Here is a 12,411-nt window from a genome sequence, read left to right on the forward strand (position 1 = left end):
TGGGAGGTTTTTTTATCTTTACAACTTATGAGAAAAATTGTATTTTTAGTATTCATCAGTTTTGTTTTTATTAATTGCAGTAGTGATAGTGGTAACACTGTTAAACCGGACCCCGATCCAGTTCCTGTGGTAAAACCGGTTGCCGTTAACGACAATCTTAATGCTACAGAAGATACGCCTTTAGTAATTTCAACTTTACTAAATAATGATACTGATTTAGGAACTGCAAAAATCACATCTTTTGATACTTCCAGCACTAAAGACGGTACAATTGTAGATAACAGAGATAATACCTATACATATACTGCACCAGATAGTTATGTTGGTAGTGATACTTTTACCTATACTATTTGTGATAAAGAAACCCCTCAAAATTGTTCAACAGCAACGGTTACTATAAATGTCGCTGATGAAGGCACTCCTATTGCTGTAGATGATACGTATAGCAGTACAAAAAACACCACGAGAATCTTTACAGATTTTTTAGATAACGACACTTTATTAGATGATGCCATTATTAGTTCTGTTGACAATTCAAGCTCAACAGGCACTGTAACATTAAATGACAACGGAAGCATTACTTATACACCCCAAAACAATTTTATTGGTGATGACACTTTTACCTATACAATTTGTGATGATGACACTCCCAATTCAACGTGTGTAACTGCGTCAATTACTATTTCTATACTTGAATCGTTATCATTTAACATACCAACAGGTTTAGTTTCTTATTATGAAAATCTAGGACTAACTACTGATTCTGATTTAAACAAGGAGCTATTAAGTGATTTTACTACTGCACAACATACTACCATTTTATCTTATGCACAACGCCATACGTATTTATACAATGCTGATGCTGATCTTGTTGATACAGACAGTGTTGTTTTAATGTACTCTGGCGTAAAAACATTTTGGAAAGAATATACTTCTAATACAAATTCGTATAGTCCTCAAACATTTAATACAGAACATATTTACCCACAATCATTGTTAAGTTCTACAGGTGCTGTTACTGATTTACACCATTTAAGATCTTGTAATGATGCTGTTAATTCAAGTAGAAGTAATTATGCATTTACTGACGGTAGCGGGACTTACAAATTAGTTAATAATAAATGGTATCCTGGAGATGATTGGCGTGGAGACGTGGCAAGAATGATAATGTATTTAAATATTCGATATGGTGAAACTTTTGAAAAAGTGGGTACCCTAGATTTATTTTTAGCATGGAACATTGCAGATCCTGTTTCAGATTTTGAAGTCCAAAGAAACAATGTTATTGAATCTGCCCAAGGTAATAGAAACCCGTTTATTGATAATCCTTATATCGCCACTTTAATTTATGGAGGTAATGATGCCGAAAATAAATGGCAATAATATTTACTATTTTTATTTTAACTCAAATATAAAATGACATGATGAAAATGATTCACTCTTATTGGGCTTATTTAGTACTAGCCTTATTAATAATAGCAACTGTAAATGCTATCATAGGTTTAACCCAAAACAAAGAGTTTAAAGATAAAGATTTACGTATTTCTTTGTTTACGTTAATTGTTACACATATTCAATTACTAATTGGCTTGGGTTATTATTTTATGTCGCCATCATACAAAGCATTAAAGACCGTTGGCATGAGTGAAGCTATGGGCAACCCTGGTTTACGTTTATTAAGTGTAGAACATCCTTTAATGATAATAATAGGTATTGTTTTTATCACAATTGGCTGGTCTAAACATAAAAAACAAACTTCTGATAAAGCTAAGTTTAAATCAATTGCTGTTTTTTACGGATTGGGTTTATTATTTATATTGAGTAGAATTCCTTGGAGTCAATGGTTCAGTCAGTTATAAGGCTTTAGATGTATAAGTAAAATTAATTTTTACAAATTAATTCTATTTTAAAATTCAAAAATCGTTAATAAGTACTCGTTACTCTGCACTCAATTTGAACTCATCTCTATCTTCTAAAAATTTAAATTTATCTCTAGTGCTAAAGAGTTTTTGTTTTGAAAGTGTTATGACTTCCGTAGTATTTTCATAAGGTTGCATTTTAGAAATTTGCACCCCTAAAGCATCAAAAGCAATGGAGTTACCTGTGTATTCGTAGTTGTTATTATCGGTTCCAATTCTATTAACACCAACACAATAACTCATGTTTTCTATAGCTCGTGCTTTCAGTAAAGTATGCCATGCTTCAATTCTAGGTTTTGGCCAATTGGCAACATAGAATAATAAGTCATAATTTTCAGTATTTCTAGCCCAAACAGGAAAGCGAAGATCGTAACACACCATTGGACAAATTTTCCATCCTTTATAGTCTACTATTAATTTTTCAGAACCTGCTGTATATAGTTTGTTCTCACCTGCCAATGTAAACGTATGCCTTTTATCATACGTTTTTAGTTCTCCATTAGGATAAACAAATAACAACCGATTATAATATTTTTGGTCCTCTTCTATAACAATACTCCCTGAAATTGCAGTATTCCTTTTTTTAGCCAACTTTTTTAACCATTCCACCGTTTTACCAGACATGGTTTCCGAGACATTTGCTGGCTGCATGGTAAAGCCTGAAGTAAACATTTCTGGCAGCATAATTAAATCAATCTCTTCAGAAATACTTTCTATATGTGAAGTTAAATTAAGCCTATTTTGCTCTCGGTTTTCCCAAGCCAAATCTGTTTGAACAATTGCAATTTTAAGAATTCCAGAAATCATATTTTTTTAGTTCCCCTCTTGAGAGGGGTTAGGGGTGTGTTTTTCAAATTCAATAATAAAATGTTCAATTGAGCGAATACCATTATCCGTATCTTTCAATACTTGATAGTCTGAGAATCTAAGGACAGAAACACCTAACTTATTTAACTTATTCTCTTTTTTAATATACTTTTTTTGTATTTCAATAAAACTATGCGAATATCCATCAACTTCAATTGCCAGCATTAATTCTTGACAAAAAAAATCAACAATAAAATTATCTAACGGCTTTTGTCTATGAAAATCATAGCCATACATTTGCTTTCTTTTAATCTTTTGCCATAGAATTATTTCTGCTTTCGTTGAATTATTTCTAAGCTCCCTTGCAAACTCTTTTAGTTTAGGGCTATAAGGTATAATTTTTCTTTTTTTCATAATTCTGAGTTGCCATGGACACACCCCTAACCCCTCTCAAGAGGGGAACCTTTTCAGGAAAAATAACAAATTAAGAAAAATCAGAATATTGCTCCTGTTTTCTCTACATCTTTCTTAATTTCTTTTCTGATTTTTCAATATTCTCCTTTTGCTTATCTAATTTCTTTAGCCATTTTTCTTCATCTTGAGGAGATAATTTACCTTGTTCTTTCAATTTCTCATACTTAGCAGTATCTTTTTTAAGCTTCTTTTGACTTTTTTCTAGGCCATCTTCTGCTTTTTCTCTTTTTTTAACTGCCTTTTCAGCCTTTTTTTGCTTTTTCTCTGCTTTTTTCTCCGCTTTTTCTGCCTCTTTTTGCTTTTTCTCCGCTTTTTTCTGCTCTTTCTCCGCTTTTTCTAAGGCTACTTTATTCTTTAATGCATCCTTAATAGCAGTTTGTTCAGAAACTGTTAAATTAAGTGTTACATCAACACCGTCTAAAAAAATTAAATCTTTCTTTATTTTATATTCTTTTCCTTGGTATTCCACTTTTTGAGCCGATACTAGGGTAATCATTAATAATAATGAAAATGTAATCAGAAGTTTAATATGTTTCATAATTGTATGTTTTTAAATTTTTTGTTTACACAAAGTTACTCAAAATAGTGAAGTGCTATATTTATATTTTAGTTAAAATATTTGTTGCTTTTTTTAACGTTTCATCCTTTTTTGCAAAGCAAAATCGAATCATTTTTTGATCAAGATTATGTGAATTAAAAACGGAAACAGGTATTGCAGCTACTTTAAATTCTATTGCTAATCTTTTTACAAAATCTACATCACTTTCATCACTTATAGCACTATAATCTAACAGTTGGAAATAAGTGCCTTTAGAGGGTATAAATTTAAACCTAGAATCTTTGATCTCATTCAAAAACAAATCGCGTTTGTCTTGATAAAACTGAGATAGATTTCTATAATGACTATCTACCTTCAAATACTCTGCAAAAGCTATTTGCATGGGATGGTTCGCACAAAAAACATTGAATTGATGTACTTTTCGAAACTCGTGCATCAATTCAGCAGGAGCTGCACAATACCCAATTTTCCAACCTGTATTATGAAATGTTTTTCCAAAGGATCCTACCACAAAAGTTCGCTCCTTTAAATGCGGATACTTACAAGCACTTTGATGGTCGAAATCATCAAAAATAATATGCTCATAAACTTCATCGCTTAATAAGATAATATTAGTATTCTTAACTAACTTTTCAAGTGCCAACATATCCATACTACTCCATAGAGATCCACTTGGATTATGCGGAGTATTAATAATTATCATTTTGGTTTTCGCAGTAATTTTCTCCTTTACTTCTTGCCAATTAATTTTATAAGTAGGAGCTTTTAATTGCACATAAATGGGCTTACCATTATGCAACTCAATTGCTGGCTCATAACAATCATAGGCAGGTTTAAAGATAAGAACTTCGTCATCTTTACGAATAAAAGAGGCTATAATTGTAAAAATAGCTTGTGTAGCACCAACAGTTACCGTAATTTCAGTCTCTGGATGGTATTTTGCTCCGTATAACCCATCAATTTTCTTAGCAATTTGCTCTCTAAGTGATAAAACACCCGCCATTGGTGCGTATTGATTGTAACCCGAATTCATTGCATTTGTAACTAAATTTAATAGTTTTGAATCTGTATCAAAATCAGGAAAACCCTGTGAAAGATTTATAGCATTATGTTCTTTTGCCAAGGTATTCATTATCGTAAATATGGTCGTTTTTAGACTTGGCAGCTTAGAGTTAATTTGCATATTACATTTTAAGGCATAATATAGTAAATTCATTAATTAATGAACTGACTTTTTTTTATCTTTGATTGAATTTAAAACAATGGCAATGAAATTTTTTAAAATACTAGTATTTTTAATATCAGTACAACTTTCTGCTCAACAAGGTGGTATGTGGATTCCTTCTTTACTTGAAGGTATGAATGAGCAGGAAATGCAAGCACTTGGCAGTAAACTATCAGCAAAGGATATTTATGATGTTAATAATTCAAGTTTAAAAGACGCCATTGGTCATTTTAATGGTGGCTGTACAAGTGAAGTTATTTCACCACAAGGATTATTATTAACCAATCACCATTGTGGATTTAGTCAAATACAGTCACATTCTTCCTTAGAAAATGATTATTTAAAAGATGGATTTTGGGCTATGAACTTATCAGAAGAATTACCAAATGAAGGTCTTTATGTTGAGTTTATTGTTCGTATCGAAGATGTAACCAATGCCATACTAAATGGCGTAACGGATGTTATGTCTGAAAAAGAAAAGCAATCCTTAACAGATAAAAACAGTAACGCTATCCAAAAAAAGGCAAAAAAGGAGGCTTGGCAAGACACAAAAGTAAAATCGTTTTTTCAAGGAAATCAGTATTTTCTTTTTGTAACGGAACGTTTTGAAGATATAAGATTAGTTGGTGCACCACCAACAAGTATTGGTAAATTTGGTTCAGACACTGACAATTGGGTTTGGCCAAGACATACCGGAGATTTCTCTATGTTTAGAATTTATGCAGATAAAAATAATCGTCCAGCCCCATATTCTAAAGATAATGTTCCTTATAAATCAAAACACTTTTTACCTATTTCACTAGATGGTGTTGCCGAAGGTGATTTTACAATGGTTTTTGGTTTCCCTGGAAGTACTGATGAATACTTACCAGCAGTTGCGATTGCACAAACCGTTGAAAAAATAAATCCGAGTAATATTGCCATACGCGAGGCCGCCTTAAAAGTTATTGATGCAGCAATGAAAAGTGACGATAAAATCAGAATTCAATATGCTTCTAAACAAGCAAGAATTGCCAATTCATGGAAAAAATGGATAGGCGAAAATCTAGGTCTTAAAAAAAGTAATGCCGTTGTAAAACGACAAAATTTTGAATATGAATTTACCAAAGCGGTAAAAGCAAAACAACTAGAGAGTAAATACGGAAATTTATTGTCAAAATTTGAAAAATTATATACCGAAATTGAACCGTATGCCGTGAAACGTTCAAATTTTTCAGAAGCATTTATTCGCAACAATGAATTAATGCAAATGATGTTTAGATTAACACAGCTTGAAGCCGTGGCAAATCAGAACAAAAAAGGTTTTGAAAAGGCTAGAACTTCTATGATTTCCAGCGTAAAAAGTGTTCACAAAAATTATAATGTTGATGTTGATAAAGGTGTTTTTGAAGCCATTATGCCTTTATATACTGATAACGTTGATGCTTCCATTTATGATACAACCAATTTTACCAATGTAGATAAAGCATTAGAGGTTTTAAAAGGAAGTGCTGATGACGTGATAAAAAAACTGAATGCAGATGCCGCTTACCGGTATGCAAAACCATTTATTGTTGAATTTTACTCGAAAATCGAACCGGAGTTTCAACGTATTAATACTGAAATAAACGCCTATCAGAAAGAATATATGCAAGCTCAAATGGAAGTTTTACCAAATCAAAGGTATTTTCCAGATGCAAATAGTACATTGCGAGTTACTTATGGACAAGTAAAAGGGTATGAACCTAGAGATGCTGTATATTACGAACCTGTTACTTATCTAGATGGTGTTATTGAAAAGTATGTTCCAGGTGATTATGAGTTTGATGTACCTCAAAAATTACAAGAATTATATAAAAATAAAGATTATGGTCAGTATGCCGATAGTAATGGTAAAGTTCCCATTTGCTTTTTAGGTACAAACCATACTACAGGTGGTAATTCCGGTAGCCCAGCAATTGATGCTGAAGGAAACTTAGTAGGCTTAAATTTTGATCGTGTTTGGGAAGGCACCATGAGTGATTATTATTATGACCCTGAAATTTGTAGAAACATTATGGTAGACCTTCGTTACGTCCTTTTTATAGTTGATAAATATGCTGGAGCAAAACATTTAATTAATGAAATGAAGTTAGTACACCCGAAACAAAAATAAATAACCCCGTTACAATTTTAATGTTTATTAAACCCCAAAAGAAAACGCTAACAAAAGCAACAAAGGCACTTGTACTCGTATTGTTTTTAGTTATAAGCAATTCTTTTGCTCAAAACACAACGATACCAGATCGCAATTTTGAACAAGCTTTAATAGACTTAGGTTATGATACTGGAGTCATAGACGGTACAGTACCAACGGACAATATAAAAGCTATTACCTCTTTAAATGTTTCAAATAAAAACATTTCTGATCTTACAGGTATTCAGGATTTTGTAGCCCTTATTAACCTTTCATGTGCCTCTAACAATTTAACAAATTTAGATCTCAGTGAAAACACCCAATTGACGAAGTTAATTTGTTCTAGTAATCAATTGGTAGACATAAACATTAATAAAAACGTACTTCTAAATTGGTTGGATTGTTCTAAGAATAATATATCTCATTTAGATCTAAGACAAAACACAGCTTTAGTAACGTTTTATTGCTACCAAAACCAGCTTTTGAATTTAAACATAAGTCAAAACGTGCTTTTGACCAATTTACAATGTTACAGAAATCAACTTCAAGGTTTAGACGTGACTCAAAATACAGCATTAACTTTTCTTTTCTGTGCTTTTAATAACCTCACCAGCCTAGATGTAAGTAAGAATGTTGTTTTAAAAAACCTATACTGTTACAGTAATCAACTTACTGAATTAGATGTTAGTCAAAACAAGGAACTTATACTTTTAGATTGTTTTAGAAATCAACTTACCAATTTAGATGTAAGTCAAAATACTAATTTGGTACAATTATACTGTTATAACAATGAAATTAATAGTTTAGATTTAAGCCAAAATAAGGTGTTGCGAATGTTTAACTGTTCAAATAATCAGTTATCAAGTTTGAATATTAAAAGTGGTGCCAATGCAAACATAAACCGCTTCTTTGCTCAGAATAATTCTAATTTAGATTGTGTAACCGTAGATGACCCAAGCTATTCTACTGTAAATTGGCTAAATGTTGATACTCAAGTTACGTTTAGTTTAAATTGTAATCCGCTGAGCACAACTGATTTTGACCTCGATAAGTTGAGAATATATCCAAACCCTGTTCATAGTGAACTTAATATCTCTATTTCTGATAACGCAAAGTACACACTAGTGAATACCAATGGACAAATTATTTTAAAAGGTATTATGGACCTAGGAGAAAATAAGATAAACGTAACTAATATTGCGAATGGGGTATATTACATTATTATCAAAACAGAAACCGGATTTATTACTTCCAAGAAGGTGATAAAGTATTGATTTACTCTAACCTTTTATCCAAATCTTCAAAAACAGAAATTATTACTTGAACAGCTTTTGAATAAAATTCAGGATGAATATTTGCAAATTCATCTGTTTCTTTGTGATAATCTTTATGGTCTTCTACCCCAAAATATAAAAACGGAATTTCTTTTTTATGAAACGATCCATGGTCAGATGAATTTGTCCAATTTTGAGCCGTGTCAGCACCATCATGACCAATTAATAATTTAAAACCTTCTGGAAGTTCAGCTTCTGTTATCGCTGGTTTTAAATTTTCATAAAACCGTGTTCCAACTACATAAAGTTCATCTTTATTACTTCTACTGATCATATCCATGTTAAGATTTACCAAAATATTTTCTTTTGCAATTATCGGATGATCAACATAGTATTTTGATCCTTGAAGTCCCATTTCTTCGGCATCAAAAGCCGCTAAAATAACAGAATGTTCGGGTGGATTATTCTTAAAGTATTCCGCAAAACTAAACAATGCACTTGTACCCGAAGCATCATCATCAGCTCCATTAAAAATAACACCATCTCTAATTCCTAAATGATCGTAATGAGCAGAAATAACAATGTATTTATCAGGGTTTTTAACACCCTCAATAAAACCTAAAACATTTACACCATTATAGCCTATACTATCTCTTCTACCCGTAAAAGAAAATGATTGATTGTAGCTATTTGATAATGGTAATACACCGAGTTGCTTAAATTTGGAAGTAATATAATTTCTTGCCTTTAAGGAGCCATCTGAACCTGTTCTACGACCTTCATAAGCATCTGAGGACAAAATTTCTATATGATGCAACAACGAATCTTTAGAAAATCCAATCGATAATACTGAATCATCAATAGCACTATCAGATGCGTTAGATTGTGATTTACAACCTGATAACACGAATAAAAACGCTACTACATAAAAAAAGCTTCGTAAGTCCATAAGTTTGAGTTTTTTAAGTTCTTCGCTCAAAAATAAGGAATATTTATCTCTATACTACCATATAGATGAGTTGGCTCACCATTTTAAACTTATAGATATAAACTCAATTGATGTTAGCACTATTTTCTTAAGATAATCCTTTACAACATCAACTTTGAACAGACCAATTTTAAATCACTCTACTTCAATAGATTATAATTAGTTACTTCAGTACCATAGTTTCTTTAGAAAATTGTTTCAAACTAAAGAATACTGCCATGATAGCCAATAAAATAAGTGAACCAACTACAACCAAATACTGAGATGATTGAATAGTGCCAGCTATAATTTCCTTTGTGGCTAAAGCAATGTTTAAGATAGGTATCCATGCGGTTTGCCAAGTTAGTTCTACTCCAGGCATTAAAGCAATCATAGCGGGTATAATAATGACAAATGACAAAGGTGTAACATAACTTTGTGCTTCTTTAAAACTGCTTGCTCTAACTACAATAGCAGACAGTAATCCTGCAAAAAAGATACTTAAAGGAATGAGCATCGCAAATAGCATGAGAATAAATTTAAGTCCTAAAAGATCATTGATTACATTTAAAAAATCTTGTGGTATATCATCAATAAATTTTAAACTTAAAAACATACCAGCAATAGCCATAATAGCGGCAGCAATACCGACTAAGGCAATTGTAATGGTTTTACCAATAAGTATTTTAAATCTTGAAGCTGGTACTGTTAATAAGGTTTCCAACGTACCACGTTCTTTTTCTCCAGTAATTAAATCTAAGGCAGGATACATACATCCCGTAAAGCAAAGAATAATAAAAATATAGGGTATAAAACCTCCAATCAATTTTCCAATTTGCTCTTTTGGTGAAGCAATATCAATTTTTGAAATAGAGAGCGGCTCTAGTGTTTCTGACGAAATATTCAATTTCTTAATTCTATCATTCATTATGATAGCCGTATAATTATCAAGTTTTTCTCTAATCCTTTTTTCAACCAACAAATTGGTCGACTTATAATATAGTTTTAATCCACCTGAGCTTAATGTAGAAATTTTCTCGTTAAAATTAGTGTCAAATTCTAACAAGGCATCAATACTTCCATTTTCAATTGAATCGTTTACCCCAGCCAAAACAACATCATCTACCACTAAAAATGTACTATCATTAAATTGAGATACTATATTCTCTGGTGCACCTATCAAAGCAACTTTAAGTTGTTTATTTTGCTCTTTATCCATTAGGTTTTTTTGGAGTTTTGTAACACCTAAAATGATTAATGGCATTGCTAACGCAGGTAATAGAATAGCAGAGATTAATGTTTTTCTATCCCTTAATGTATCTGTAAGCTCTTTTTTTATAACCGTAAATATTGTTTTCATAGGTTTAGTTATTTTGGTTTACAATGTTAATAAAAGCTTCTGTTAATGATTTACCTTCAGATTGTTTTCTGTAGGCATCCATGGTGTCATTATAAATAAGATTTCCTTTGGCAATAATGGCAAGGTCATCACATAAAAGATCAACCTCACTCATTATATGCGAAGAGAAAATAACTGTTTTCCCTTCTTTTTTACATTGCTTAATCAATTCAATAATACTATTGGCAGTAATTACGTCTAAACCGGAAGTAGGTTCATCAAAAATAACCACACTGGGGTCATGAATCATACTTCGTGCTATAGATACTTTTTGTTTCATACCTGTAGAAAGTTGACCAATACGTTTTTTGGAGAATTCATTTATGTTTAATTGTTCAAATAAATTTTCTTTGCGTTCATTAAAAACGGATCGCTCCATACCATGTAAATCTGCAAAATATTTTACAATTTCTCCAGGTGTTAATCTATCGTACAGGTTTGTAGAACCCGTTAAAAAACCTATTCTTCTTCTTACTTCTTGCGGATTGTCAATTACACTCACTCCATCTACTTTAATATCACCAGACGATGGTGTTAAAATTGTAGAAATCATTCTTAACAAACTTGTTTTACCTGCACCATTTGGTCCCAATAATGAAAACACACGGCCCGGTTCGCACATAAAACTCACATTATTAACAGCAGCAACTGAAGTGCTATTGGTTTGTAATTCTTTTCGTTGCTTTTTAGTTAAAGCATATTCTTTTGTAATATTCTCGACGTTAATCATGAGGTGGTTTGTTAATTCAATTACTTTGTTAGTAGCAGAATTTAGTATTTGTTACAAAAAAGTAAAATATTTAATTACTTTATTTTAATTACAAAAAAATCCCAAAAACCTTAATTGGAATTTGGGATTTATATTTTTTTAATATAAAATATTATCCTTTCATACTAGCAGATAAATATTCTCTATTCATTCTTGCTATATTTTCTAAAGTTATTCCTTTAGGACATTCAACTTCACATGCTCCTGTATTGGTACAGTTTCCGAAGCCTTCTTCATCCATTTGTTTTACCATGTTTAGTACACGCTCTGTGGCTTCTACTTTACCTTGAGGTAATAATGCAAATTGAGATACTTTTGCACCAACAAATAACATAGCACTAGAATTTTTACAACTAGCTACGCATGCTCCACAACCAATACAAGCTGCAGCATCCATTGCTTTATCAGCGTTGTGCTTAGAAATAGGAATTCCGTTTGCATCTTGAGTGTTACCAGAAGTATTCACGGAAATATAACCTCCCGCTTGCTGAATACGTTCAAAAGCTGTTCTATCAACAACTAAATCTTTTATAACAGGAAAAGCTTTGGCTCTCCATGGTTCAATGGTTATTGTTTCGCCATCATGAAACATACGCATATGTAACTGGCACGTAGTAATTCCTCTATCTGGTCCATGAGCCTCTCCATTAATATGTAAAGAACACATACCGCAAATACCTTCTCTACAATCGTGGTCAAAAGCTACTGGCTCCTCGTTTTTAGCAACAAGTTGCTCATTTAACACATCCATCATTTCTAAAAACGACATATGTTCTGAGATGTCAGTTACTTTATATTCTACCATTTGACCCTTGGTTTTTGAGTCTTTTTGTCTCCAGATTTTTAACGTTAAATTCATAATG

At 31.9% G+C, this 12,411-nt stretch carries 12 protein-coding genes; 4 read left to right on the top strand and 8 right to left on the bottom strand.

The features are described 5' to 3' along the window. The first annotated feature begins 27 nt into the window (after positions 1 to 27). On the top strand, positions 28 to 1,383 hold the full coding sequence (locus JBL43_RS06470; RefSeq protein WP_198840656.1) for an endonuclease: 1,356 nt from the start codon (positions 28 to 30) through the stop codon (positions 1,381 to 1,383). A 41-nt stretch (positions 1,384 to 1,424) separates the two neighbouring features. Then, positions 1,425 to 1,859 carry a hypothetical protein gene (locus JBL43_RS06475; protein ID WP_198841070.1) on the top strand — a complete coding sequence of 145 codons (435 nt, stop codon included), beginning with the start codon at positions 1,425 to 1,427 and terminating at the stop codon, positions 1,857 to 1,859. A 78-nt stretch (positions 1,860 to 1,937) separates the two neighbouring features. On the opposite strand, the gene JBL43_RS06480 is transcribed toward JBL43_RS06475, so the two are convergent. From JBL43_RS06480 to JBL43_RS06495, 4 genes are all read right to left on the bottom strand, one after another. Continuing rightward, on the bottom strand, positions 1,938 to 2,726 hold the full coding sequence (locus tag JBL43_RS06480) for an amidohydrolase (protein ID WP_198840657.1): 789 nt from the start codon (positions 2,724 to 2,726) through the stop codon (positions 1,938 to 1,940). Positions 2,727 to 2,732: 6 nt separating this feature from the next. Then, complete coding sequence (locus JBL43_RS06485; protein WP_198840658.1) at positions 2,733 to 3,140, bottom strand: endonuclease domain-containing protein; 408 nt, start codon at positions 3,138 to 3,140, stop codon at positions 2,733 to 2,735. Between the two features lie 103 nt (positions 3,141 to 3,243). After that, positions 3,244 to 3,738 (bottom strand): hypothetical protein, encoded by a 495-nt coding sequence (locus JBL43_RS06490; RefSeq protein WP_198840659.1) that lies wholly within the window; start codon positions 3,736 to 3,738, stop codon positions 3,244 to 3,246. A gap of 61 nt (positions 3,739 to 3,799) precedes the next feature. Then, the gene (locus tag JBL43_RS06495) at positions 3,800 to 4,942 is read right to left on the bottom strand and encodes a methionine aminotransferase (RefSeq protein WP_198840660.1); all 1,143 of its coding nucleotides are present in this window, start codon (positions 4,940 to 4,942) and stop codon (positions 3,800 to 3,802) included. An 85-nt stretch (positions 4,943 to 5,027) separates the two neighbouring features. Here JBL43_RS06495 and JBL43_RS06500 point away from each other — a divergent pair, with 85 nt between their 5' ends. Together JBL43_RS06500 and JBL43_RS06505 are read left to right on the top strand one after the other, a co-directional pair. After that, positions 5,028 to 7,118 (top strand): S46 family peptidase, encoded by a 2,091-nt coding sequence (locus JBL43_RS06500; RefSeq protein WP_198840661.1) that lies wholly within the window; start codon positions 5,028 to 5,030, stop codon positions 7,116 to 7,118. 20 nt (positions 7,119 to 7,138) lie between these two features. After that, entirely contained in the window at positions 7,139 to 8,413 is a 1,275-nt protein-coding gene (locus tag JBL43_RS06505; RefSeq protein ID WP_198840662.1) for a leucine-rich repeat domain-containing protein, read from the top strand. Position 8,414: 1 nt separating this feature from the next. Here JBL43_RS06505 and JBL43_RS06510 read toward each other — a convergent pair whose 3' ends face one another. The 4 genes from JBL43_RS06510 to JBL43_RS06525 form a co-directional block, all read right to left on the bottom strand. Further along, on the bottom strand, positions 8,415 to 9,362 hold the full coding sequence (locus tag JBL43_RS06510; protein ID WP_198840663.1) for a M28 family peptidase: 948 nt from the start codon (positions 9,360 to 9,362) through the stop codon (positions 8,415 to 8,417). Positions 9,363 to 9,564: 202 nt separating this feature from the next. After that, on the bottom strand, positions 9,565 to 10,740 hold the full coding sequence (locus JBL43_RS06515; protein ID WP_198840664.1) for an ABC transporter permease: 1,176 nt from the start codon (positions 10,738 to 10,740) through the stop codon (positions 9,565 to 9,567). A gap of 4 nt (positions 10,741 to 10,744) precedes the next feature. After that, on the bottom strand, positions 10,745 to 11,509 hold the full coding sequence (locus JBL43_RS06520; RefSeq protein ID WP_198840665.1) for an ABC transporter ATP-binding protein: 765 nt from the start codon (positions 11,507 to 11,509) through the stop codon (positions 10,745 to 10,747). 151 nt (positions 11,510 to 11,660) lie between these two features. Continuing rightward, positions 11,661 to 12,407 (bottom strand): succinate dehydrogenase/fumarate reductase iron-sulfur subunit, encoded by a 747-nt coding sequence (locus JBL43_RS06525; protein WP_198840666.1) that lies wholly within the window; start codon positions 12,405 to 12,407, stop codon positions 11,661 to 11,663. Between the last annotated feature and the right edge of the window lie 4 nt (positions 12,408 to 12,411).

It is taken from the genome of Aureibaculum flavum, assembly GCF_016406085.1.
Classification (GTDB): domain Bacteria; phylum Bacteroidota; class Bacteroidia; order Flavobacteriales; family Flavobacteriaceae; genus Aureibaculum; species Aureibaculum flavum.

What these genes read in the sequence shown, in the direction of transcription:
- JBL43_RS06470 (WP_198840656.1), top strand. Translation starts at nt 28, where the DNA reads ATGAGAAAAATTGTATTTTTAGTATTCATCAGTTTTGTTTTTATTAAT.
- JBL43_RS06475 (WP_198841070.1), top strand. Translation starts at nt 1,425, where the DNA reads ATGAAAATGATTCACTCTTATTGGGCTTATTTAGTACTAGCCTTATTA.
- JBL43_RS06480 (WP_198840657.1), bottom strand. Translation starts at nt 2,726, where the DNA reads ATGATTTCTGGAATTCTTAAAATTGCAATTGTTCAAACAGATTTGGCT.
- JBL43_RS06485 (WP_198840658.1), bottom strand. Translation starts at nt 3,140, where the DNA reads ATGAAAAAAAGAAAAATTATACCTTATAGCCCTAAACTAAAAGAGTTT.
- JBL43_RS06490 (WP_198840659.1), bottom strand. Translation starts at nt 3,738, where the DNA reads ATGAAACATATTAAACTTCTGATTACATTTTCATTATTATTAATGATT.
- JBL43_RS06495 (WP_198840660.1), bottom strand. Translation starts at nt 4,942, where the DNA reads ATGCAAATTAACTCTAAGCTGCCAAGTCTAAAAACGACCATATTTACG.
- JBL43_RS06500 (WP_198840661.1), top strand. Translation starts at nt 5,028, where the DNA reads ATGAAATTTTTTAAAATACTAGTATTTTTAATATCAGTACAACTTTCT.
- JBL43_RS06505 (WP_198840662.1), top strand. Translation starts at nt 7,139, where the DNA reads ATGTTTATTAAACCCCAAAAGAAAACGCTAACAAAAGCAACAAAGGCA.
- JBL43_RS06510 (WP_198840663.1), bottom strand. Translation starts at nt 9,362, where the DNA reads ATGGACTTACGAAGCTTTTTTTATGTAGTAGCGTTTTTATTCGTGTTA.
- JBL43_RS06515 (WP_198840664.1), bottom strand. Translation starts at nt 10,740, where the DNA reads ATGAAAACAATATTTACGGTTATAAAAAAAGAGCTTACAGATACATTA.
- JBL43_RS06520 (WP_198840665.1), bottom strand. Translation starts at nt 11,509, where the DNA reads ATGATTAACGTCGAGAATATTACAAAAGAATATGCTTTAACTAAAAAG.
- JBL43_RS06525 (WP_198840666.1), bottom strand. Translation starts at nt 12,407, where the DNA reads ATGAATTTAACGTTAAAAATCTGGAGACAAAAAGACTCAAAAACCAAG.